The sequence below is a fragment of the Streptomyces sp. NPDC050508 genome (assembly GCF_040655155.1).
Classification (GTDB): Bacteria; Actinomycetota; Actinomycetes; order Streptomycetales; family Streptomycetaceae; genus Streptomyces.
Genome location: NZ_JBFAJJ010000023.1, coordinates 118,864 through 140,491, shown reverse-complemented (window position 1 = coordinate 140,491; position 21,628 = coordinate 118,864). Strand labels below are relative to the sequence as shown.

Genomic DNA, 21,628 nt, shown 5'->3' with positions numbered 1-21,628 from the left:
CCGCAGGGCCATCGGCGCAGCCGACGCGACCGCAGGGAGCGCCCTTTACTCGGGCCGCGGAAGCCCGACACTGGCCAAGAAGCGAGTGGCCCAACAGTCACTGATTAGGGAGGAGGAGCTCGAATTTCAGGCAAGGCAGTACGTTGATCTCCGCAGCGCTCATCGAAGAGAAGGCGGAGAGACTGTGAACGTGAACGTGAACGTGACCGAGCTGACCTGCGAGGGCGGCGAGTGCCTCCTTGCCGTCCGTTGAGGCGTGCAGCCGGCGGCGGTGTGGTCGTTGCCCTTCTCCTCGCGACCCTCAGTGCCTGTAGTGGTGCGGCAACCGACAAGGCGCCCTCGATCACCGCGCCCGAGGTGTTCTACCTCCGCCCCGTCGGCGACAAGTCCGGCCCGGCCGACAAGGCGCCCTTCAAGTTCTCCGCCGATGACGGCAAGGTGCGCACCGATGGCACGGGAGCCGTCAATCACACCCTCACGGTGGACGTCCTGCCCGGCGCGAAGGCAGCGGTCGTACTGCACAAGAGCGGGAACTGCACGGGCGGCCCCACACATGTGACGTGTGCGGTCGGTTCCAAGTACGACAGTTCGACGGGGGGTGGCAGTGTCTCCCCGGTCGCGGCCAAGGGCAGTAAGCCGGGTGATGTGGGGGAGGTCCGGTTCACTTACGCGGACCGGAGCGGGAAGAAGGTCACCGCGCGGACGAAGGCTGTCGTGGGGGAGCCGGTGGTCGAGGTGCTGACTGCCGAGTCGATCGGTGGAGTTCACCCCGGTGCCGAGTTGAGCGAGCCGATCGTCGTCCGGAACACGGGTGAGGTGCCGGTCAGGGGGCTGGGGTTCAAAGTCACCGTCGACGATGTGGAGTTCGAGGAGCAGTACGCCAACTGCCTTTATCCCAGCTTCTATCGGGGGCACATAGCGGTCTGCCGGTTCCCGGATGTCCGTATCGCGCCGGGGCAGACCGTGGTCGTCCGGCCCACGCTCCGGCTCCGTGCATCGAAGGCGAAGATGTACGCCACCTTCAACAGCGAGGCGTGGGCCCTCGACATGGGGCCTGGGCAGTACGGCAGTTACCCGGGCGGAGGCGACCACGGTGACGGTCCGGCTCTCCGTGCTGAAGCCACCGCCGCCAAGAAGGGCACCTATGTCAAGGGCGGCGGCTGGACGCACGTGGTGCTCGACACCCACGCCGACTACTCGGTCTCCGACGTGAACCTGTACGGCGCCCCCGGCACCAAGCGGACCTTCAAGCTCACCGTCCGCAACAACGGCCCCGCCGACGCCGGCGCCACGGAGAAGCTCGTGTTCGACCCGCCGCTCGGCCTGACCATGGTGAAACAGCCCATGAGCGAGTACGACGACGGCGCCTACGAGCCCTACTGCAAGAGCAACGGCTACACCTACACCTGCGACATCAACGCGCTGAAACCGGGCAAGACCCAGACCTTCACGTTCACGATGCGCCTCGGCGACCCGGGCGAAGGCACCCTGTCCCTCCAGGACAAGGCCCCCCGGACCGACGACGATTGGTATGTCGGCGACCGCGACCCGGACCCGACCAACGACGAGGCCGTCATCAAGGTCCAGCCCGAGCGATAGCCGCGCCGTCGTTCGGGGCAGGGGCCGGTCTTCAATCCCGGCCCAGTACCACCGTCCCCGAGGAGCAGAACCAGCCGCCCGTCCCGGAGGCGACTCCGAGGCGTGGCAACTCCCCGTCCCCAGCCGTCACTTGACGGGTCCCGGCCTCGCCTCGCAGCTGCCGGACCGCCTCCACCAGCAGGAACAGCCCCCGCATCCCGGGGTGTTGGGCCGACAGTCCGCCGCCGTCCGTGTTGACGGGCAGTTCCCCGCCCGTCACCCGCAACCGCCCCTTCTCCACGAAGGCGCCGCCTTCGCCCTTCGCGCAGAAACCCAGATCCTCCAGCGTCACCAACGTCATGTAGGTGAACGCGTCGTAGATCTCCGCGAAGTCGATCTCCTCAGGTCCGACTCCCGCCCGTTCGAAGGCCAGTCGGCCGCTCACCGCCGCCGGTGACACCGTGAAGTCGGGCCACTCGGACATCGCGGCGTGCGAGACGTGTTCTCCGGTGCCGAGTACCCACACCGGTGCGATGCGGCAGTCCCGTACGTACTCCTCGGCGGCCAGCAGTACCGCCGCTCCGCCGTCGGACCGTATGCAGCAGTGCAGTTTGGTGAAGGGGTCGGCGATCATCGGGCCGGAGAGGACGTCGTCGACGGTGATCGGGTCGCGGAACATCGCGTCGGGGTTGAGGGCGGCGTTGGCGCGGGCCTGTACCGCCACCTCCGCCAACTGCTCGATCGTCGTGCCGAATTCGAGCATGTGGCGGCGCGCGGCCATCGCGTACTTGGCGATCAGTGTGTGGCCGTAGGGGACTTCGAACTGGAGGGGGCCCCGCGCGCCGAAGGAGAGGTTACCCGTTCGGCGGCCCGCCTTGATGTCGGCGCGGGCCGTCGAGCCGTAGACCAGCAGCACGGCGTTCGCGTGGCCTGCGGCGATCGCGTCCGCCGCGTGGGCCGCCATGACCTCCCACGTCGAGCCGCCCACCGCTGTCGAGTCGACCCAAGTCGGGCGCAGGCCCAGGTATTCGGCCACCTCCACCGGCGGCAGCGTGCCCAGGCCCGCCGACGCGAAGCCGTCGACCGCCTTCCGTTCCAGGCCCGCGTCCGCCAGTGCGCGGCGGGCCGCCTGGGCGTGCAGGGCGTAGGGGGTCGTGTCGTCGACGCGTCCGCAGTCGGACAGTGCCACGCCCACCACGGCGACCTTGCGGCTCCCCGCTGTCATGAGGCGCCTCCTCCCTCTGTGCATATCGTGCCCGGACTCCTAATATGACGGACCGTCAGATCTGGAGGGAAGTGTCATGGACGCCAGCTTCACCGACGAGCAGGACGAGATCCGCCGTACCCTCCGCGAACTCCTCACCAAGCGCTGCGGACCGGAGCGTCTCCGTGCCGCCCTCGACACCCCGGCGGGGCACGACCCCGTGCTCTGGACCGCCCTGGCCGACCAGTTGGGTCTGCCGGGGCTCGCGCTTCCGGAGTCGTACGACGGTGTCGGCTGTACGGTCACCGAACTGGCCCTGGCGTGTGAGGAGACGGGTCGTTTCCTCGCCCCTTCCCCGCTCCTCGCCACCGCCGTGCTTGTCGCCCCTCTCGTCCTGGCCCTCGGTACCGAGACCCAGCGCGCCCGGCTGCTGCCCCGGATCGCCGCCGGTTCCCTGACCGCCGCCCTCGCCGTACCGGGCACCGCCCTCGCCACCACCCTCACCCTCACCGGCGACAACTCCGGGGAGTGGGCGGGGGGTGGGCGTGCGGGTGGGGTGCAGGCCAGGCGGGTGGGGGAGAGCGGGTGGCGGTTGTACGGGCAGGTGGGGCAGGTTCTCGACGGGCACAGTGCGGAGTTGCTGCTGGTCGCCGCCCATGTCGGTGGTTTCGCCCGGTCGCGGACGCTGCTGTTCCTGGTGGCGGGGGACGCGGACGGGCTCGTGCGCGTACGGCAGACCGCCCTCGACGCGACCAGGCCTCAGGCACGGCTCGAACTGCGGGACGTGGACGCCGAGTTGCTGGGCGTCGACAGCGGTGCTGATGTCCTCAGGGCACTCGCGGGGCTCGGCGACAGCGTTGCCGCCGTGCTCGCGGCAGAAGCCGTCGGGGCCGCCGACCGTGCGTTGGAGCGGACCGTCGAACACGTCAAGCAGCGTGAGCAGTTCGGGCGGGCGATCGGGTCGTTCCAGGCGGTGAAGCACCGGCTGGCCGATGTGTATGTGCAGGTGCAGGCGGCGAAGTCGGCCGCCTACTACGCCGCTTGGGCAACCGGGAACGGAGACGGGGAGCGGGTCGGTGGGCTCGCGCTCGCTCAGGCGTTGGAGGCCCTGAGGACGGCTGCCTCCGAGGGGATCCAGCTCCACGGCGGGATCGGGTTCACCTGGGAGCACGACGCCCACCTCTACTTCAAGCGTGCCGCCGGCGACGAACTGCTCTTCGGGCCGGTGCACCGGTTGCGGGCGCACGCCGCCGAAAGGGCGCGCCTCTTCGAGAGTCAGAGCGAGAGTCGCGAGGTGACGGTGTGATCGGTGTGCGTGCGGTGCAGAAGGTGTCGTCGACCAGGGCGTTCGCGCGGGTCGCCCCCCATGTCATCCCCGCCCTCGACCGGGCCGTCCACCGGCTCACCCGGGGAAAGGTGCTGCTCAGCGCGCAGATGCTGCCGGGGGTCGTCCTGACCTCGACCGGTGCGCGGAGCGGACAGCCGCGGTACAGCCCCCTCGCCTGTATGCCGGTGGAGGGCGGCTGGATTCTCGTCGGGTCCAACTTCGGCCGGGCCGGCAACCCCGCCTGGACGCACAACCTCCTCGCTCACCCCGATGCCGAGGTCAGCTGGAAGGGCGAGGAGATTCCGGTCACCGCCCGGCTGCTGGAGGGCGTGGAGCGGGCGGAGGTGTGGAAGGCGGCGCTCGCCTTCTGGCCGCCGTACGCGACGTATCAGGCGCGGGTGGAACGGGAGATCCGGCTGTTCCGGATCACACGCAGGGCAGGCGGCGGTCCATGTGAGTGAACCGCCGCCCGCGAGACAGGACTTGGGACCTGAGAAGCAGGACTCCTACTTCGTCGGCTTCTTGCCGGTCACGCCCAGGTGGACCAACAGCGCCAGGTTCGGCTTGAGTTCAGCCTGCTTGACGCCCCACGTCTGGAAACCCTTCTGGTGCGAGGCGACGGCCGCGAGCATCGCGACCAGTGAACCGGCGACCGCCGCCGGGTTCACGTCCTTGTCGACCCTGCCCTTGGCCTGCAACTCGGCGACCGCGTCCGAGAGGGAGTTGTTCACGGAGTTGAGGATCTTCATGCGGATCTTGTAGAAGCGTTTGTCGCCCTCGGCCGCTCCGAGGTCGACGACCCGCAGGATCGCGTCGTTCCTGCGCCAGAACTCCAGGAATCCGTCCACGAGTTCCTGCGAGGTCTGCCAACCTGCCTTGCCGACCCATGACCGGCCGGCGAGCAGTTCGGTCAACTGCCCTCCCTCCGTGGCCATTTGCTCGGCGATCTCCAGGACGGCGCCTTCGACGTCCGGGAAGTACTGGTAGAAGGTCGCGGGTGAAGTACCCGCCTTCCGGGCGACATCGATGACTTTGACGTCCCGGTAAGGGGAGGAGCTGAGCATCTCGCTTAGGCAGTCGAGCAGCTTCTGCCGGGTCGCCTGCCCACGCCGGCCGGCCACGCGGCCGTCGACGGTACGCACTTGTCCTGTCATGCCGTCAGCTTACCGAGGGGTGATCGGAGCGCGATTCGGCCGACTGCAAATGGGGTGCACGGGGGTCGAGAGGGTGGTGTGCCTGGTCTGCGGGGTGCGTGCGGCGCCGTTACTTTGACGGTATGGCCGAAAACAGGGCATCCGCGTACGGAGAGGGCGTCCCCTGCTGGGTGGACGCGCAGCTTCCCGACGTGGAGGCGGGCAGGCGGTTCTACGGTGAGCTCTTCGGGTGGACCTTCGAGGAGGCGTACGGCGGCTCCGTATGGGCCCGCAAGGACGGCGAGGCCATCGCGGCGCTCGCCCGTAAGGCGGACGGGCGGATGCCGACCGTGTGGACGGTGTACTTCGCGACGCCGGACGTGGTGCGGCTGACCGGGCGGATCCAGGCAGTCGGCGGGCAGGTCGTCATGGCGCCGATCCCCGTGGGGGAACTGGGCACGGCCGCTCTCGCCGCCGACCCGGAGGGTGCCGTCTTCGGTCTGTGGCAGGCGGCCCGCCACCCCGGTTTCGGCGCCCGGCACAAGCCCGGCACCTTCGGCTGGGCCGAGCTGTACGCCCGTGACACGGAGGCCGCGAACACTTTCTACGGCGGACTTTTCACAGATGCTCTGTTCGGACCGGAGGCCGTTCCCGACTTCGGGCGCGCGCCCGTCTCCGACGTTTTCCCGGTGGAGATGCCGCCGCATTTCCTCGTGCACTTCCGGGTCGAGGACATCGAGCCTGTTGTGGGGGCGGTGAACCGGCTCGGCGGGCGGGTTCAGGTTCCGCCTTTCGAGACGTCGTACGGGAAAGTGGCCGTCGTCACGGACAATCAAGGGGCGTCGTTCGCACTGCTGCAACGCTGACCGCAACGCCGACACCTGGATGTTTGTCCGGAGATATGGCGAGACACCCCGATTAGTCGCCGGGTTCGCAACCTGTGGCCCGGCCAGGAAGAATCAGGGTGCGTGCCGCCATGGCGGTGCGGTGGTGAGACGCTGCACGGGGTCGCGTACATATGTGGGTGACGCGGCCCGTACGGGGAGGTGGCAGGCAAGTGGTGGATCAGCTGACGCAGCACGATCCGCGGCGGATCGGGCCGTTCGAGGTGCTGGGACGGCTGGGCGCGGGCGGCATGGGGCTGGTCTATCTCGCGCGCTCGGCGTCCGGCCGGCGGGTGGCGATCAAGACCGTGCGGACGGAGCTCGCCGAGGACCAGCTGTTCCGGGTCCGCTTCACGCGCGAGGTCGAGGCGGCGCGGGCCGTCTCCGGCTTCTACACGGCTGCCGTGGTCGACGCCGATCCGCGTGCCGCTGTGCCGTGGCTGGCCACCGCGTACGTGCCCGCGCCCTCCCTCGAAGAGATAGTGAACGAGTGCGGGCCGATGCCGGCCCAGGCGGTGCGCTGGCTCGCGGCGGGGGTCGCGGAGGCGCTGCAGTCCATTCACGGGGCAGGTCTCGTTCACCGTGACCTCAAACCGTCGAACGTGCTCGTGGTCGAGGACGGGCCGCGGGTCATCGACTTCGGTATCGCCTCCGGTGTGTCGAACACCCGTTTGACGATGACGAACGTGGCGGTGGGTACCCCCGCCTACATGTCTCCCGAGCAGGCGAAGGACTCGCGCAGCGTCACCGGCGCCAGCGACGTGTTCTCGCTCGGCTCGATGCTCGTCTTCGCGGCCACCGGACACCCCCCGTTCCACGGCGCCAACCCGGTCGAGACCGTCTTCATGCTGCTGCGCGAGGGCCCCGACCTCACCGGTCTCCCGGACGAACTGCGCCCCCTCATCGAGTCCTGCATGCAGATGGAGGCCACCGGTCGCCCCAACCCGGCCGACCTCCAGGCCCAGCTCGCACCGCACCTCTTCGGCTCCGGCTCCGACGACAGCGGTACGGCGTCGGCCTGGCTGCCCGAGCGTGCGGTGGGCCTGATCGAGACGCGGCGCGGTGGACGCCCGCCCGTGAAACCGGCGCCCAGCAGTGGCCGTAGCGGTGGCGGGCGCGTTCCCGTGCCGCCCCCGCCCTCCCACGACCCCGTGGTGCCCGTCCCGGTCGGCGCCCCCGACACCGGGCCCGTCCGGCTGGCCGGCGCCCCGGTGCCCATCGGTCCGGGGCCGCGCGTCGCCGACGCCCGCGCCGCCGCCGTGAAGGCGCCCCCTCCGGAGGCCGGCCTCGTCGCCTCCTGGTCCCGGCCCCGGCCCGGCGTCAACGGCGCCGACCCCGCGCCCGTACCGCCCCCGCTGCCCCCGGAGACCGCCGCCGGCTGGCGCCCCTGGCGGTTCCGCATGTCGAACGACGTCTGGGGCACCCCGACCGTCGCCGGTGACCTCGTCTACGTCACCTCCTTCGAGGTGCACGCCCTGGACGTGCAGACCGGCCGCCGCTCCTTCAAGACCCGGGACGTCGCCTGGTCGATGGCGGTCGCGGACGGCCGTATCCACGCCTCGGACGGCCCCACCCTCTTCGCCCTGGACGCCCGCGAGGGCGGCGACCTGTGGCGGCTGTCCACCGACGCCTGGGTGTACTCCCTCAAGGCCGAGCGCGGCACCGTGGTCACCGGCACGCGCGGCGGCGGAGTGCACGCCTGGGAGGCGTCCAACGGGCAGAAGCTCTGGCAGCTGAGCGGAGCGCAGACCGACTTCGAGTCCCCGGAGGCGGGCCCGGCGCTGCACGACGGCACCGTGTACGTGTGGCAGGACGCCCGGCTGCGCGCCCTGGACGCCCGCACGGGCGACGAGCGGTGGGCGTACCCGATCGGCGACGCGGCCTCCTGCGGCGGCGTACCCGTACGGATCGCCGCGGCCCCCGACGGCCACGTCTACGTCGCCGCCGGTACCCGCGTCCTGTCCATCGAGGTGGCGAGCGGCCGGGTCCGCTGGCACTTCGAGGCCCCCGCGGTCTTCCTCTGCCCGCCCACCTTCGCCCCCGGCCCCGCGGTCACCGGCGGCGGCATCTACCTCGCCGACTACCTCGGCACGGTCTACGCCCTCGACGCCGCCGACGGCCGCGACCGCTGGCGCATCGCGACCGAGCCGCGGGCGTCCATCGAACCGGTCCTGGTCGCCGCCGGGCATGTGCACGTCGGCAGCGGCAAGGGGCTCTACACCCTCGACGCGGTCACCGGTACACCCAAGTGGCGCTTCCAGGCGGGCGGCGACATCGTGGGCTCGCCCGTGGTCGCCGAGGAGCGCATCCACTTCGGCTCCACCGACCACCTCCTCTACACCCTCAAGGCCGACGACGGCCGGCTCCGCTGGAAGCTCGCGACCGGTGGCGAGATCACCGGGGCACCCGTGGTCAGGGACGGGGTCGTGTACGCGTGCAGCAAGGACCGCTGCGTGTACGCCCTCGACGCGGAGAAGGGCACGGGCACCGCAAGAACCGCGTGAGCGGTGCCAGTTGACCAGGTGGGTAGCATGATCGGATGCATACGCGGGGGCGCAGGCTCAGATTCACGGCGGTACTGGCACTGACGGTACTCACCCTCACCGGCTTCTCCACGGGACGGCACCACAGCCACAGCCGTCACGGGAGCAGCGGGGGCGGGGGCGGGTGCAGCAGCTCCAGCCAGGACCACGACACGTCGACATCGTCGGGCGGTACGACGAACGGCTCGACGCACCGTTCGCGGCCCACCTACCGTTCCACCCCCACGGCGACCTCGTCCGCCACCGCCCGGCCTCTGAAGGACGGCACCGCGGTGCTCAAGCGGTGCGCGAGCCTGGACGACCCGTACTCGACCGTCGAGGTCAGGAACCCGAACGGGCGCGAGACGCTCTTCACCGTGAAGGTCGCGTACAAGGACAGCAACGGGTCCACCCTGGCCGACACGACCAGCCAGGTGTCGGTGCCCGCGAACGGCAGGGCGACCCTCCGGATGGCCGCCGCCAGCACGGGCGCCCTGGACCGGCTCGATCACTGCGAGGTCGATCCACGGGCCACCGCCGATCGGTGACGCCCCTCGGCGCCGCTCACCGCGTCCGGAAGCCGCCGTTCTTCCGGTCGGCGAACAACTCCGCCTGCCGTTCGGTCGGGAGATTGCCGAGGGCGATCAGCGGCGGCGCCTGCGCGTAGGCCTGCGCCCGCGCCGCCTCCTTCGCCGCCCACAGCGCCCGCACGGTCCCCTGTACCCCCTCCGTCGGATACCCGGCGATGACGGTCGCGCAGGCCACGGCCGCCTCCAACGCCCGCCCGGGCTCGGTGAGTTCGGAGACCAGCCCCAGCTCGTACGCCCGCCGCGCGGAGATCCGCTCCGCGGTGCCCATGAGCATCATCCGCGCGACCTCGCCGTACGGCATCCGGTGTGCCATCAGCACCGACTCGTAGGCGCTGACCATGCCGTAGGTGGTGTGCGGGTCGAAGAACACGGCGGTCGGGTCGGCGACGACGAACTCGCTCTCGCCCAGCAGATAGAACGCCCCGCCGCAGGCCATCCCGCACACGGCGGAGATCACCGGCTTCCACAGGTCGTTGGCCTTCGGGCCGATGCCGAGCAGTGGATCGTCCTGCATGTACGGGGAGTTGGGCTGCGGCACGACCGCGTCCCGGTCGAGCCCGGTGCAGAAGGCGCGCTCCCCGGCCCCGGTGAGGACGACGGCCCGTACGGCGTCGTCGAAGCGCAACTCCCGCCAGGTGGCTGCCAGTTCGGCGGCCGTGGTGAGGTCGATGGCGTTGAGTTTCCGCGGCCGGTCGAGGGTGACGACGGCGACACCGGTCTCTTTGTCGGCGGAGACACGCAGAGTCATGACCGCTCCAGGACCCACTGCGGAAGCCCGGCCTCGTCGAACACGACCTGCACCCGCGCCCCGATGCGAATCCGGTTCGGGGAAAGGGAGTTGATCGCGGCCCCGGACGCGCTGACGAGATTCCCGACCAGCCGGATACGCGGGGCGTCGGCCAGCTCGACCACGATCACGTTGTACGGCGCGACGGCGGCGTAGTCGGGGAGGAGGGGCGGATGGGGGAAGACGTACGACCAGACCCTCCCGCGCCCGCTCACCTGCCGCCACTCGCTCGCGAAGGACTGGCAGTGGGGGCAGCAGGGGCGGGGTGGGAAGCGGGGTTCGTCGCAGTCGGCGCAGGTCTGGACGCGGAGTTCGCCCTCGCGGGCGTACTGCCAGAAGGGGGCGCCGTCGGTGTCGGTGAGCGGAGTGAGCATGGCGGTCGACTCCTCATTTCACTTCGTGAGCAGCAGGGCGGAGGTGGGGACGCCCTCGCCCGCCGTGACCAGGCAGGTGGCGGCGTCCGGGACCTGGGCGGTGCTGGTGCCGCGCAACTGCCGTACGCCCTCGGTGATCAGGTTGAAGCCGTGGACGTACGCCTCGGAGAGCCCGCCGCCGCTGGTGTTGAGAGGCAGCCGCCCGCCGATTTCGAGGGCGCCGCCCTCCGTGAAGGCGCCGCCCTCGCCGCGCCCGCAGAAGCCGTAGCCCTCCAGGGAGAGGGGGACGAGGGCGGTGAACGCGTCGTAGATCTGGGCGACGTCGACGTCCTGCGGGGTGAAGTCGGCGTGTTTCCACAGGTGTCGGGCGGCGGTCCAGGCGGGGCCGGTGAGGGGGTCGTCGTTCCAGTAGTTGACCATGCCGTGGTGCTGGGCGGGGAGGCCCTGGGCGGCGGAGTGGACGTGGACGGGGGTGCGTCGGCAGTCGCGGGCGCGTTCGCGGGAGACGACGACACAGGCCAACGCCCCGTCCGTCTCAAGGCAGTTGTCGAAGAGGCAGAGAGGTTCGCTGATCCAGCGGGAGGTCATGTACATCTCGCGGGTGAGGGGGCGGTCGTACATGATGGCCGCCGGATTCTGGTTGGCCCTGTTCCGGCAGGCGAGAGCCACGTTGAACAGGTGATCCCGGGTGGCGCCGAACTCGTACATGTAGCGGCGCGTGAGCATGGCTATTTCGTCCGCCGGCCGGAGGAGTCCGAAGGGGCGGGTCCACTGGGCGGGGGTGGGGAGTTGGCGGGCGGTGTTGGTCCACGGTCTGGGCCCGCTGCCCCGCTTCCGGGACCGCCAGGCCACGCCGACCGTCGCCTGCCCGGCGGCGATGGCGGTGGCGAGATGCGCGACGGTGGCGCAGGAACCCCCGCCCCCGTACCCGACCTTGCTGAAGAAGGTGAGGTCTCCGAAGCCGACCGCCTTCGCCAGCTCGACCTCGTCGGTCTCCTCCATCGTGTAGGAGGCGAGGGCGTCGACCTCGCCCGGGGCGATTCCCGCGTCGTCGAGCGCGGCGAGTACGGCCCGGCAGGCCAAGGTCCGCTCGTCCTCGGGGAGTTGCTTGGCGAAGGGGGTCTGACCGATCCCGACGATGGCGGTCGCGTCCTTCAGCCCGCCCGTGCTCTGTCCGGCCATGCTCTGTGCACCTCCGCGTGATCCCGGGGCTGCTGACAGGGCGTCAGGCTACAGCTAATCTGACGGTCAGTCAGCTACTGCGTGCAGGGAGGCCGTTCATGCGCGGAGACGTGGAGTGGGGCAGCATCCCGGGCCTGGTGCGCTCGGCCGCGGAGCACTACGCGGACGCCGAGGCGGTGGTGGAGGGCCGTACGCGGATCTCGTACGCCGAGTTGGGCGCCCGGGTGGAGCGGGCGGCGGCGGCCTGTGTCGCGAGCGGCGTGGAGGTCGGCGACCGGGTGGGCATCTGGGCGCCCAACTCGCTGGACTGGATCGTCTCGGCGCTGGGCGCGGTGTCGGCGGGCGCGGTGCTGGTGCCGCTGAACACGCGCTTCAAGGGGAGCGAGGCCGCGTATGTGCTGCGCAGCAGCGGGGCGCGGCTGCTGTTCGTGACCGGGACGTTCCTGGGGACGTCGTACGTGGCGTCGCTGCGACGGGCGGCGGGGGAGGGGTCCGGGGGGTTCGGGGGGTCCGGGGACGGTCCCCTGCCCGGACTCCCCGCGCTGGAGCAGGTCGTGGTGCTCGCGGACGACGCGCCCGCCGACTTCCGTACCTGGAAGGACTTCCTGGCGGGCGGGGAAGGGGTGGGCGAGACGGAAGTGCGGGAGCGGGCGCGGGAGTTGGACGGTTCGTCGGTCTCGGACATCATCTTCACGTCGGGGACGACGGGCCGCCCGAAGGGTGCGGTGATCACGCACGCGCAGACCTTGCGGGCGTACGAGGTGTGGAGCGATCTGGCCGGCCTGCGCCGCGGCGACCGCTATCTCATCGTGAACCCCTTCTTCCACACCTTCGGCTACAAGGCGGGTGTGATCGCCTGTCTGATGCGGGGCGCGACGATGATCCCGCAGCCGGTGTTCAACGTGGACACGGTGCTGGCGAACATCGCGGCGGAGCGGGTGTCGGTCCTCCCGGGCCCGCCCACCCTGCACCAGTCCCTCCTCGACCACCCGGCCCGCGACACGCACGACCTGTCCGCTCTGCGGCTGGTGGTGACCGGGGCAGCGGTGGTGCCGTTGCGGCTGGTGGAGCGGTTGCGGGGCGAGCTGGGAGTGGGGACCGTCCTCACGGCGTACGGCCTCTCGGAGGCCAGCGGCATCGTGACCATGTGCCGGCGGGGCGACGATCCGTCGGTCATCGCGTCGACGTCCGGGCGCGCGATTCCGGGGACCGAGGTGCGGGTGGAGGCGCCGCTCGGGTCGCCCGGCGAGGTGCTGGTCCGCGGCTTCAACGTCATGCGCGGCTACTACGAGGACGCGGCGGCCACGGCGGAGGTCATGGGGGAGGGCGGCTGGCTGCGGACCGGGGATGTCGGGGTCCTGGACGCCGCGGGCAATCTCCGGATCACCGACCGGATCAAGGACATGTTCATCGTCGGCGGCTTCAACGCGTACCCGGCGGAGATAGAGCAGCTGCTCGGTGTCCATCCCGATGTGGCGGACGTCGCGGTGATCGGCGTACCGGACGCGCGGCTGGGAGAGGTCGGGAAGGCGTACGTGGTGCGGCGGCCGGACGTGACACTGACGGCCGACGACCTGATCGCCTGGGCCCGGCGCGAGATGGCCAACTACAAGGTGCCGCGGGCGGTGGAGTTCGTGGGGGAGCTGCCGCGGAATGCCAGCGGGAAGGTGGTGAAGGGGGAGCTGCGCGGGCTGTGATCGGTCCGGCCGTGCCGGACGCACATCGGCCGCGACGGCTCCCCCTCCGGGCCGTCGCGGCCGATCCCCCGCGTGGGAGAAGGTCTAGCTGGGGTCGGACGTGATGTGCGTGTTGTCCGGCGTGACAGTGCCGTCGTCCTCGGCGGCGGCCACGACACCCTCGACATCCGTGATGTGCGTGTTCAGCGGCTTGACGTCGCCGACCAGCTTGGTGTCGGTGATGTGGGTGTTGTCCGGCTTGACGACCGTCTCGTCGTTCGTGGTGTCGCTCATCCTGCTGCCTCTCCTTGGAGATCGTGGTCAAACTGTCGCGGGCCCATCCGGTCACTCCCCCGAGGGTGGCCGGATGGGCCGCTGGCGCCGCCACTCTAGATCCCGAAAGTGGCGGCTTCACCGACGGTCCGTCTGCCCCCCGACGCGACGGCCCGATACCCAGAAGAGTGGCGGGCGGCGATAAACGATTGATGAACGCCCCAGGACCTCCGCGGCCCGGACTCGGCGCGCCCCGCCCCCGCCTCGACCCAGCCCCCGCGCGGTGTCAGGCCGCCGCCCGCGTCAGCAGTGCCTGGACCTCCGCCGCCTCGGGCGACTCCAGCCGCTCGTAGATCTCCAGCGCCTCGGTCCAGCAGACCTGGGCGCGGCCGGACTGGCCGATGCCGTTCAGGGCCTTGCCGAGGACGGTGAGCACGTTGCCCCGGCGCCACTCGCCGCCGATTTCCCGCAGCGGCGTCAGTGCCATCTCGGCGTTGGCCGCGGCCTGTGCGGGCCGCTGGGCCAGGAGGTCCACCTCGGCGAGGCGGAAGAGGGTCATGCCCTCCCACAGGCGTTGGCGGCTCGCCCGGAAGACGCTCAGGGCCTGGTTGAGATGCGCGACGGCGTCGGCCGGCTGGCTGTTCTTGCCGAGGGCCAGCCCGAGGGCGTAGTGGCCGTTGGCCGCCTTGAGGGTGTGCCCGAGTTCCTCGTACATCTCGGTGCCCTGGCGGGCGAGGTCGACCGCGCTGTCGGCGCGTTCCGTCTGCAGGTGCAGGCGGGAGAGGTTGCACAGCGCCGACGCGGTGCCGGAGAGGTCGCCGCCGGCGCGCCAGCTCGCGATAGCCCGCTCCAGGAACTCCTCGGCCTCGTCGTAGCGGCCCTGGTAGAAGGAGAAGATACCGAGGAGGTTCGCCGCCCAGCAGCACGGCATCGTGTCGGCGGCGGCCTCCGACAGGGTGAGCGCCTGCCGTGCCTCCTGGTAGGCCTGTTCGAACTGCCCGGAGAAATGGCGGGCGTTGGCCAGCACCAGCACGGCCCGGCCCTCGGCCCGGCTGTCGACGGCGGCGCGGGCCGCGTCGCGCAGGGTGGCGCCGGCGGCTTCGTACTCCTTGAAGTTGGCCCCGGACTCGGCGAGATCGACGGCGGCCCACAGCAGGTCGACGGCCCGTCGCAACGTCGTACCGCCCGCCGACTGCCGTACGCAGGCCAGCAGGGGCATCGCCTCGGCGTAGAGCCAGTCCTGTGCGGCGCGGCGGTCGGGGAAGACCAGACCGGCGACGGCGGTCTCCTCCAGGTGGTCGACCAGGCGGTCGCCGGGGCGCTCGATGCCGTAGACCCCGGCGGCCGTGGCGAGGTAGAAGTCCAGCAACCGGGAGAGCGCGGCGGCCGGTTCGCCCGGCGGCCACTCGTCCCGCTCGGCGCACGCACGCGCGTAGAGCCGCACCAGGTCGTGGTAGCGGTAGCGGCCGGGCGCCGCCGATTCGACAAGTGACGTGTCCACGAGGGATTCCAGCAGGTCTTCCGTCGCCTCCGCCGGAAGGTCCAGCGTCGCGGCAGCCGCCGCCAGCGAGATGTCCGGGCCGTCGGCGAGGCCCAGCAGGCGGAACGCCCGTGCCTGCGCCGGCTCCAACTGGCCGTAGCCCAGCTCGAATGTGGCCTTCACGGCCAGGTCGCCGGCCTGCAACTCGTCCAACCGGCGCCGTTCGTCGGCGAGTTTCGCGGCGAGCACCGAGACCGTCCACGTACGGCGGGCCGCCAGCCGTGATGCCGCGATCCGGATCGCCAGCGGCAGGAAGCCGCAGGCCGCGACGACGTCCAGGGCGGATTCCCGTTCGGCCGAGACCCGTTCGGCGCCCACGATCTTCGTGAAGAGCTGCAGGGCCTCCTCGGGGGACATCACGTCCAGGTCGACGAGATGCGCTCCCGCCAGGTCCACCATCCGTATCCGTGACGTCACCAGCGCCGCGCAGCCCTCGGTGCCGGGCAGCAGGGGCCGGACCTGGGCCGCGTCCCGCGCGTTGTCCAGCAGCACCAGCACCCGGCGGCCGTCCAGCACCGACCGGTAGAGCGCCGACCGCTCCTCAAGGGAGTCCGGTATCGCCGAGTCCGACGTGCCCAACGCCCGCAGGAACGCGCCGAGTACGGTCTCCGGTTCCGCCGCACGGGAGCCCGCGCCCTGCAGGTCCACGTACAACTGGCCGTCGGGGAAGGTGGATCGCGCCTGGTGGGCCACGTGCACCGCGAGGGTCGTCTTGCCCACTCCGCCGATTCCCGCCAGTGCCGACACCGCCATCACGCGGCCCTCGGCCGATGCCAGGACCTCGCTCAGTTCGGACACGAAGGACAGGCGGCCCGTGAAGTCAGGGACCGTCGCCGGGAGTTGGTGGGGGCGGACCGGTGGCGCCACGGACTCCGCCGCCGGTGCGGAGGGCTCGGCCAGTCCCGGGTCCGCCTGGAGGATGCGCTGCTGAAGCTCGCGCAGCCCCGGGCGCGGGTCCACGCCCAGCTCGTCGGCCAGCAGGCGCCGGGTGTCCGCGTACACGGCGAGGGCCTCCGCCTGGCGGCCGGAGCGGTACAGGGCGAGCATCAGCAGTTCCCGCAGCCGTTCCCGGAGCGGGTGCGCCGCCGTGAGCGCCGTCAGTTCACTGACCGCCTCCGCGTGACAGCCCTGCTCCAGGTCCATGTCCAGCCGGGATTCGAGGAGTTGGAGCCGCCACTCCTCCAACCTCACCCGCTGCGCCTCCGCGTACGGCCCCGGCACCCCGGCCAGCGGTTCCCCGTCCCACAGCGCCAGCGCCCGGCCCAGCAGATCCCGCGCACGGCACAGGTCGCCCGCCGACTTCGCCTTCTCCGCCTCCGTCGCGAGGTCCTGCGCCACCGTCGCGTCCAACGCGCCCTCGGGCAGCTCCCGTACGGCGTACCCGCCGGACTCGCTGACGAGGACCCCGGCGTCGAGGGCCTTCCGCAGCCGGGACGCGTACGTCCGCACCGCGGCCAGCGCCTGCGACGGAGGGTCGTCGCCCCACAGTGCGTCGATCAGCTCGCCGGAGGTCGCCGTCCGGCCCTCCCGCAGCAACAGCGCGGCCAGCAGGGCACGTTGCTGGGGTGAGCCCATGGAAAGAGAAACAGGGCCCCGCCAGGCACGTACCGGACCGAGCACGCTGAACCGCAGCGCCGTCGACTCTTCCGAGCCGGAGTCAGGGCGCCGCTGCTCCGGTACTCGCGGTCCACCGTCCATCGCCGTTCCCCCTAGGCAAGCCTGTTAACTACGACAGTTTGCCTTGTTCACGGCGGCCGCGTCAGCTCTCGGAGACACCGCTCACAGGTCGCCGCGCGGGATATCACAAGCCCCTCACATGGCCTGCGCACAGTTCCGCACAGAACCGAGCACCCCGAACCCCTATCCGCATAGCTGACGGGTCGTCAGATCGGCGCTACCGTGAGCGCCATGGACACCCAGACCACCGCCCCGACCCCCCTTCCGCCGATCATCTCCGTCGACGACCACACCGTGGAGCCCGCCGACGTCTGGCAGCACCGGCTGCCCAAGAAGTACCTGGACACCGGCCCCCGGATAGTCCGTGCCCCGCTCAAGGAAATGACGTTCCTCGGCGGCCGGTTCAAGCCCGTCATGGGCGAGCCCGGCGACGACGGCCCCATCGGCGACTGGTGGGTGTACGAGGATCTGCACCGCCCCCTCACCCGTCTCGACACCGCCGTCGGCTACAGCCGGGACGAGATCAAGCTGGAAGTCATCACTTACGAGCAGATGCGACCGGGCTCCTACGACGTCCCGGCCCGCCTCGCCGACATGGACGTCAACCACGTCCAGTCCGCCCTGTGTTTCCCCACCTTCCCCCGCTTCTGCGGCCAGACGTTCACCGAGGCCACCGACCGCGAACTCGGGCTGCTCTGCGTCCGCGCCTACAACGACTGGATGGTGGAGGAGTGGTGCGGCCCCGACGCGCACGGCCGCCTGATACCACTCCCTCTCATCCCGTTGTGGGACCCGGAGTTGGCCGCCGCGGAGGTCCGCCGCAACGCGGCCCGCGGCACCCGCGCCGTCGCCTTCTCCGAGATACCCCCGCACCTCGGCCTGCCCTCCATCCACACCGACGACTGGGACCCGTTCCTCGCCGCCTGCGCCGAGACGCAGACAGTCATCGCCATGCACATCGGCTCCAGCAGCCGCATGCCCTCCACCTCGGCCGACGCACCGCCCGCCGTGGGGTCGACGATCACCTTCGCCAACTGCTGCTACTCCATGGTGGATTGGCTGATGAGCGGCAAGTTCGAACGCTTCCCCGACCTCAAAGTCATGTACGCCGAGGGCCAGATCGGCTGGATCCCCTACATCCTGGAGCGCGCCGACGTGGTCTGGGAGGAGAACCGCGCCTGGGGTGGCGTCGCCGACAAGGTCCACCGCCCGCCCTCCGAACTCTTCACCGAGCACGTCTACGGCTGCTTCTTCGACGATGCCTTCGGCCTGAAGAACCTCGACTCGATCGGCGTCGGGAACGTCCTCTACGAGACCGACTACCCCCACTCCGACTCCACTTGGCCCAAGTCCCGCGAGGTCGGCGAGGCACAGATGGGACACCTGGCGCCGGACGTGGTCGAGCGGATCGTACGAGGCAACGCGATCGAACTGCTGGGCCTGACACCGGACGGCCTCTGGGAGGGACCCAAGTGAGCGGCCTCGCCTACGGGTTGCAGCTGCCCGTCCAGTCCCAGAGCACCATCTACGCCGAACCCTGGGAGGCCGACGCCGGCCCCGCCGACCTCGTCGAGATCGCCCGCGCCGCCGACCGGGCGGGCTTCGACTACATCGCGGGCTGCGACCACGTCGGCGTCCCGCGCCGCCTCGCCACCGCCATGAGCACGATCTGGTACGACCCCGTCGCCACCCTCTCCTACCTCGCGGGCGTCACCGAACACGTCCGGCTGCTGAGCCATGTCGCGGTCGTGGGCCTACGGCATCCGCTGCTCACCGCCAAGCAGTACGCCACCCTCGACCACCTCAGCGGAGGCCGGCTGATCCTCGGGGTCGGCGCCGGGCACGTGCGGGAGGAGTTCGAGGTGCTGGGGGTCGACTTCGACCGGCGCGGGGCCGTCCTCGACGAGTCGATGGAGGCGTTGCGTGCCGCGCTCGGCCCGGACGAATTCCCTGAGCATCATGGGAAGTTGTACGACTTCGAGGGCCTCGGTCAGCGGCCCCGCCCCGCGCAGGAACACGTCCCCCTCTGGGTCGGCGGGTCGTCACCCGCCGCCGTACGCCGGGCCGCGCTCAAGGCGGACGGATGGCTGCCGCAGGGCGATCCGCGCGACAAGCTGCCCGCGCAGATCGGGCGGATACGGCGACTGCGCGAAGAGGCGGCCGTAGAAGGGCCGTTCGTGTTCGGGGCCATCACCGAGCCGTTGTACGTCGGCGACCCGGGGTGGGAGGTCGGGCGGCGCACGCTCACCGGGGCGCCGGAAGTCCTCGCCGAGTCCCTTCGCGCCTACCGGGCGATGGGTGTGGACCAGATCCAGGTGCGGTTCCGCTGCCGCGACCGTGGCGAACTCACCGATCAGATAAGCGAGTTCGGGACCGAGGTGGGGCCGTTGCTCTGATCACGCCTGTGATCACGGCCTGTTTGAACACGGTTACGCCGCGCCGCGTATGTACGGACGTACGGACGTTTTGGCTCCGGCGGAAGGACCCCCGAAGTGCGATCCTCCGAACGACTCGTAGTTGCCGTGGCCTCCGCCGGGGTCACCTGGCCGCACGAGAACTGGCCGCCCCCGGACGATCCGTACGTGGACCGTGTGGTGCATGTCTCCCCGCCTTACGACGGGCTGGCGGAGACCACGGCGGACGTCGTCGTGCTGCACTGCGAGGATCCGGCCGTGTCCTTTCCAGGGCTGCTGGAGGTTCTCCGCGCCCGGAGTGTCCCGGCGGTCGTGGTCAGTCCGCGCCGGGACACCGAAGCGGTGGTCGGGGTGTTCCGGGCCGGGGCGGGCTATCTGGTCGAGGGAGACCACTGCCCCGAGATGATGTCCTCGGCGATGGTGGCGGCCACCGTCGGGCACACCTACCTCTCTCCGTCGGCGACCGCCGCGCTGCGCGAGGGGGCCCGGCGGATGGCCGCGACCGACGACGCCATGGAGCGGCTGCGGGCGCTGCTCTCGCCGCGCGAGCAGCAGATCATGGAGCTGCTGTCGACCGGCCTGGGCGCGCAGCAGATCGGGCAGCGATTACGGCTGAGCGAGAAGACCGTCCGCAACAACCTCAGCAACATCTATGCCAAGTTGGACGCCAGGAGCGGCACGGACGCGGTCCTGCGCTGGCTGGGAGCCACACCCGTGCTTCGCACCTGAGAACATCCGAGAACACCTGAGAACGCCGGCCGGAATCCCTTTCCGGCGATCAGGGTGCCGGGACCTCCGACAGGGGTATTTCCACGTCGGTGACATTGGCGCCGCCCTCGCCGAATCCGGCCTCTTCGGACTGGAGGGCCTTCGTCGAGTTCGGGACCGCGTCGGCCGCGGTGGTCTCGCATTTCACATTTCGCAGCCAGAGGCGCCCGTCGGGCGTTCCGTTGTTCAGGATCTGCGGATAGAAGACGTGCACAGTAGCTGCTCCCTCGCTCGGCGCGAAGAACACCGTCTGACCGTCCTGTGCCTCCTTGTACGTGGCCTTCAGGAATCCGCTCACATCGGTGCGCTTGGCGGACCACATGAAGAAGGCGGTGCTGTCCGGCTGCACGGTGTCCGTCCGGCTGAACGAAAGGGTGGTCGTCTTGTCGTCGCGTGTGATGTTGATGGTCGACGTGCTGAATTCCAGGCCGACTTCGAAGAGCGAGTTCCCGAGTTTCGTGCCGGCCTCGGTGACGGTTCCCTCCTCCAGTTGAAGGGTTCTCGTCACGGACGTACTCACGTTGAAGGTCTTCGTCGCGGTGCTCGTGGAACCGCAGTTGTCGGACACCGGGGAGACGCGTTCGTTGGGCCCGAGGCTGTTCGCCTTGAACTGCACGTCCACGAACTCGCAGTTGGCCAGCTTGTCGGAGTCCGCGGAGCAGTCGGCGCTCACTTCGGAGGGGGTGGCGGCGTTCGCCTGGTTCATCAGCGGGATGATCACCGCGAGCGCCGCGACGGGGGCCAGGGCGAGGGTGATGCGCTTCTTCTTGCTCCGGTGGCTTCTTGTGCGGCCGTTCCGGGTCATGGGTGTCTCCTGGGACGTGTAGGGGAGTTGAGCTGCGGTTTCCTGAAGGTCGAGAGGCGGCTCAGCAGTCCTCCAGGACCGCCTTGGAGGTGCCGTCCACGACACCGGGAGCACCGGCCGCGCCCGGCAGGATGACGGGGCCCTCGACGACGTCCGGCGCCACGAAGTTCTGCTCCGGGCTGGCCGGCAGGACGGTGGTCTGTTCGCGGGCGTCGACGCGCACTCGCCATTCGCCGGTCATGCGCTGCAACTTGGGCGTGAACTCCATGTGGAGCACCTTGCCGACCGGCACGTCCCGCGCTTCCGTGTCCCCGGCCGTCGCCGACTTCACGGTCATGTCGAGGGTGCCCTTGTGCTTGCTCCAGGACCCGCTCAGGAATCCGAAGAGGCCTCCTGCGGCGCCCTGTTGGGTGGAGACGTACTTGCCCTGTCCCTGGGCCGAGGTCGACGACCAGGTGATGGACACCTTCGCCGGGTCGGTGGCGTTCGGCTCGCAGTTCGGGAAGTCGATGGACGCCTTTTCGGTGGGCCCGTCGAAGGTCTCGAAATTGGTCTCCACGTAATCGCAGTTGTCGGCCTGGAAACCGTCCGCGAAGGCGCCGCCGAAATCCTCCACGGACCGCTGTTCGCCATTGACCACCGCGGACCTCTCGCACATGGTCATGATCTGGTCCGGCGTCTTCGCGTCGGCCGCGTTCGCCGACGGCAGCAGGGCGACGACCACCCCGCCGGTGGCGAGTGCCGCGCCGATCGCCACGTACCTGACTTTCCTGTTGCGTAATCTCCGCTTTGCCATACCCGGCATTCTTGGAGCCAAGCCGAGGTATGGACAGAGTCAAATGTCCCTACTCCGCGGTCACTTGAAGTGCGCTTGTGCACTTGCAGTGTGCTTGT

General features: G+C 70.4%; 20 protein-coding genes. 11 read left to right on the top strand and 9 right to left on the bottom strand.

All coding sequences use genetic code 11. The annotated features are described in order from the left end of the window. Window positions 1-253, top strand: a 253-nt coding sequence (locus AB0I69_RS42450) for a hypothetical protein (RefSeq protein WP_363101149.1), incomplete at its 5' end; no start/stop codon positions are given. A 20-nt stretch (window positions 254-273) separates the two neighbouring features. Continuing rightward, the gene (locus tag AB0I69_RS42445) at window positions 274-1,599 is read left to right on the top strand and encodes a hypothetical protein (protein WP_363101148.1); all 1,326 of its coding nucleotides are present in this window, start codon (window positions 274-276) and stop codon (window positions 1,597-1,599) included. Between the two features lie 31 nt (window positions 1,600-1,630). Here the strand turns inward: AB0I69_RS42445 and AB0I69_RS42440 are convergent, their stop codons facing one another. Beyond that, window positions 1,631-2,803 carry an acetyl-CoA acetyltransferase gene (locus AB0I69_RS42440; protein ID WP_363101147.1) on the bottom strand — a complete coding sequence of 391 codons (1,173 nt, stop codon included), beginning with the start codon at window positions 2,801-2,803 and terminating at the stop codon, window positions 1,631-1,633. A 76-nt stretch (window positions 2,804-2,879) separates the two neighbouring features. On the opposite strand from AB0I69_RS42440, the gene AB0I69_RS42435 reads away from it, so the two are divergent. Together AB0I69_RS42435 and AB0I69_RS42430 are read left to right on the top strand one after the other, a co-directional pair. Next, a complete protein-coding gene (locus AB0I69_RS42435) occupies window positions 2,880-4,088 on the top strand; it encodes an acyl-CoA dehydrogenase family protein (RefSeq protein ID WP_363101146.1) in 1,209 nt (402 codons plus the stop codon). Further along, window positions 4,085-4,570, top strand: a complete 486-nt coding sequence (locus AB0I69_RS42430; RefSeq protein WP_363101145.1) for a nitroreductase family deazaflavin-dependent oxidoreductase — start codon at window positions 4,085-4,087, stop codon at window positions 4,568-4,570. Before AB0I69_RS42435 ends, AB0I69_RS42430 begins: the two co-directional genes overlap by 4 nt. 45 nt (window positions 4,571-4,615) lie before the next feature. Here AB0I69_RS42430 and AB0I69_RS42425 read toward each other — a convergent pair whose 3' ends face one another. Continuing rightward, window positions 4,616-5,251: a TetR family transcriptional regulator gene (locus tag AB0I69_RS42425; protein WP_266776648.1), complete on the bottom strand. Its 636-nt coding sequence runs from the start codon at window positions 5,249-5,251 to the stop codon at window positions 4,616-4,618. Between the two features lie 134 nt (window positions 5,252-5,385). On the opposite strand from AB0I69_RS42425, the gene AB0I69_RS42420 reads away from it, so the two are divergent. The 3 genes from AB0I69_RS42420 to AB0I69_RS42410 all read left to right on the top strand — a co-directional run bounded on the left by AB0I69_RS42420 (window position 5,386) and on the right by AB0I69_RS42410 (window position 9,196). Beyond that, the gene (locus AB0I69_RS42420) at window positions 5,386-6,108 is read left to right on the top strand and encodes a VOC family protein (RefSeq protein ID WP_363101144.1); all 723 of its coding nucleotides are present in this window, start codon (window positions 5,386-5,388) and stop codon (window positions 6,106-6,108) included. Between the two features lie 191 nt (window positions 6,109-6,299). Continuing rightward, window positions 6,300-8,630 (top strand): PQQ-binding-like beta-propeller repeat protein, encoded by a 2,331-nt coding sequence (locus AB0I69_RS42415; protein ID WP_363101143.1) that lies wholly within the window; start codon window positions 6,300-6,302, stop codon window positions 8,628-8,630. A gap of 35 nt (window positions 8,631-8,665) precedes the next feature. Further along, entirely contained in the window at window positions 8,666-9,196 is a 531-nt protein-coding gene (locus AB0I69_RS42410; RefSeq protein WP_363101142.1) for a hypothetical protein, read from the top strand. 16 nt (window positions 9,197-9,212) lie between these two features. On the opposite strand, the gene AB0I69_RS42405 is transcribed toward AB0I69_RS42410, so the two are convergent. Genes AB0I69_RS42405 through AB0I69_RS42395 form a run of 3 tightly spaced genes read right to left on the bottom strand, consistent with a single transcriptional unit; the run spans window position 9,213 to window position 11,581 of the window. Continuing rightward, window positions 9,213-9,986, bottom strand: a complete 774-nt coding sequence (locus AB0I69_RS42405) for an enoyl-CoA hydratase/isomerase family protein (RefSeq protein ID WP_363101141.1) — start codon at window positions 9,984-9,986, stop codon at window positions 9,213-9,215. Beyond that, on the bottom strand, window positions 9,983-10,399 hold the full coding sequence (locus AB0I69_RS42400; protein WP_363101140.1) for an OB-fold domain-containing protein: 417 nt from the start codon (window positions 10,397-10,399) through the stop codon (window positions 9,983-9,985). The genes AB0I69_RS42405 and AB0I69_RS42400 overlap by 4 nt, the downstream gene beginning before the upstream one ends. Before the next feature lie 18 nt (window positions 10,400-10,417). Next, on the bottom strand, window positions 10,418-11,581 hold the full coding sequence (locus AB0I69_RS42395) for a lipid-transfer protein (protein WP_363101139.1): 1,164 nt from the start codon (window positions 11,579-11,581) through the stop codon (window positions 10,418-10,420). A gap of 98 nt (window positions 11,582-11,679) precedes the next feature. Between AB0I69_RS42395 and AB0I69_RS42390 the strand changes: the two genes are divergently transcribed. Further along, on the top strand, window positions 11,680-13,278 hold the full coding sequence (locus tag AB0I69_RS42390; protein ID WP_363101138.1) for a FadD3 family acyl-CoA ligase: 1,599 nt from the start codon (window positions 11,680-11,682) through the stop codon (window positions 13,276-13,278). A gap of 84 nt (window positions 13,279-13,362) precedes the next feature. On the opposite strand, the gene AB0I69_RS42385 is transcribed toward AB0I69_RS42390, so the two are convergent. Together AB0I69_RS42385 and AB0I69_RS42380 are read right to left on the bottom strand one after the other, a co-directional pair. Then, window positions 13,363-13,551 (bottom strand): hypothetical protein, encoded by a 189-nt coding sequence (locus AB0I69_RS42385; RefSeq protein ID WP_363101137.1) that lies wholly within the window; start codon window positions 13,549-13,551, stop codon window positions 13,363-13,365. Window positions 13,552-13,816: 265 nt separating this feature from the next. Beyond that, a complete protein-coding gene (locus tag AB0I69_RS42380; protein ID WP_363101136.1) occupies window positions 13,817-16,768 on the bottom strand; it encodes a BTAD domain-containing putative transcriptional regulator in 2,952 nt (983 codons plus the stop codon). Between the two features lie 210 nt (window positions 16,769-16,978). Between AB0I69_RS42380 and AB0I69_RS42375 the strand changes: the two genes are divergently transcribed. The 3 genes from AB0I69_RS42375 to AB0I69_RS42365 all read left to right on the top strand — a co-directional run bounded on the left by AB0I69_RS42375 (window position 16,979) and on the right by AB0I69_RS42365 (window position 19,890). Then, a complete protein-coding gene (locus tag AB0I69_RS42375) occupies window positions 16,979-18,223 on the top strand; it encodes an amidohydrolase family protein (RefSeq protein ID WP_363101135.1) in 1,245 nt (414 codons plus the stop codon). After that, a complete protein-coding gene (locus tag AB0I69_RS42370) occupies window positions 18,220-19,143 on the top strand; it encodes an LLM class F420-dependent oxidoreductase (RefSeq protein ID WP_363101134.1) in 924 nt (307 codons plus the stop codon). Before AB0I69_RS42375 ends, AB0I69_RS42370 begins: the two co-directional genes overlap by 4 nt. A gap of 96 nt (window positions 19,144-19,239) precedes the next feature. After that, window positions 19,240-19,890, top strand: coding sequence for a response regulator transcription factor (locus AB0I69_RS42365; protein WP_363101133.1), 651 nt, complete (start codon window positions 19,240-19,242; stop codon window positions 19,888-19,890). A gap of 49 nt (window positions 19,891-19,939) precedes the next feature. On the opposite strand, the gene AB0I69_RS42360 is transcribed toward AB0I69_RS42365, so the two are convergent. Continuing rightward, complete coding sequence (locus tag AB0I69_RS42360; protein ID WP_363101132.1) at window positions 19,940-20,734, bottom strand: hypothetical protein; 795 nt, start codon at window positions 20,732-20,734, stop codon at window positions 19,940-19,942. Window positions 20,735-20,795: 61 nt separating this feature from the next. Then, a complete protein-coding gene (locus AB0I69_RS42355) occupies window positions 20,796-21,530 on the bottom strand; it encodes a hypothetical protein (RefSeq protein ID WP_363101131.1) in 735 nt (244 codons plus the stop codon). Window positions 21,531-21,628: the final 98 nt, after the last annotated feature.

Coding starts and splice junctions, on each gene's coding strand:
- AB0I69_RS42440 (WP_363101147.1), bottom strand. CDS start 2,803: ATGACAGCGGGGAGCCGCAAGGTCGCCGTGGTGGGCGTGGCACTGTCC.
- AB0I69_RS42435 (WP_363101146.1), top strand. CDS start 2,880: ATGGACGCCAGCTTCACCGACGAGCAGGACGAGATCCGCCGTACCCTC.
- AB0I69_RS42420 (WP_363101144.1), top strand. CDS start 5,386: ATGGCCGAAAACAGGGCATCCGCGTACGGAGAGGGCGTCCCCTGCTGG.
- AB0I69_RS42410 (WP_363101142.1), top strand. CDS start 8,666: ATGCATACGCGGGGGCGCAGGCTCAGATTCACGGCGGTACTGGCACTG.
- AB0I69_RS42405 (WP_363101141.1), bottom strand. CDS start 9,986: ATGACTCTGCGTGTCTCCGCCGACAAAGAGACCGGTGTCGCCGTCGTC.
- AB0I69_RS42400 (WP_363101140.1), bottom strand. CDS start 10,399: ATGCTCACTCCGCTCACCGACACCGACGGCGCCCCCTTCTGGCAGTAC.
- AB0I69_RS42395 (WP_363101139.1), bottom strand. CDS start 11,581: ATGGCCGGACAGAGCACGGGCGGGCTGAAGGACGCGACCGCCATCGTC.
- AB0I69_RS42390 (WP_363101138.1), top strand. CDS start 11,680: ATGCGCGGAGACGTGGAGTGGGGCAGCATCCCGGGCCTGGTGCGCTCG.
- AB0I69_RS42385 (WP_363101137.1), bottom strand. CDS start 13,551: ATGAGCGACACCACGAACGACGAGACGGTCGTCAAGCCGGACAACACC.
- AB0I69_RS42380 (WP_363101136.1), bottom strand. CDS start 16,768: ATGGACGGTGGACCGCGAGTACCGGAGCAGCGGCGCCCTGACTCCGGC.
- AB0I69_RS42375 (WP_363101135.1), top strand. CDS start 16,979: ATGGACACCCAGACCACCGCCCCGACCCCCCTTCCGCCGATCATCTCC.
- AB0I69_RS42360 (WP_363101132.1), bottom strand. CDS start 20,734: ATGACCCGGAACGGCCGCACAAGAAGCCACCGGAGCAAGAAGAAGCGC.
- AB0I69_RS42355 (WP_363101131.1), bottom strand. CDS start 21,530: ATGGCAAAGCGGAGATTACGCAACAGGAAAGTCAGGTACGTGGCGATC.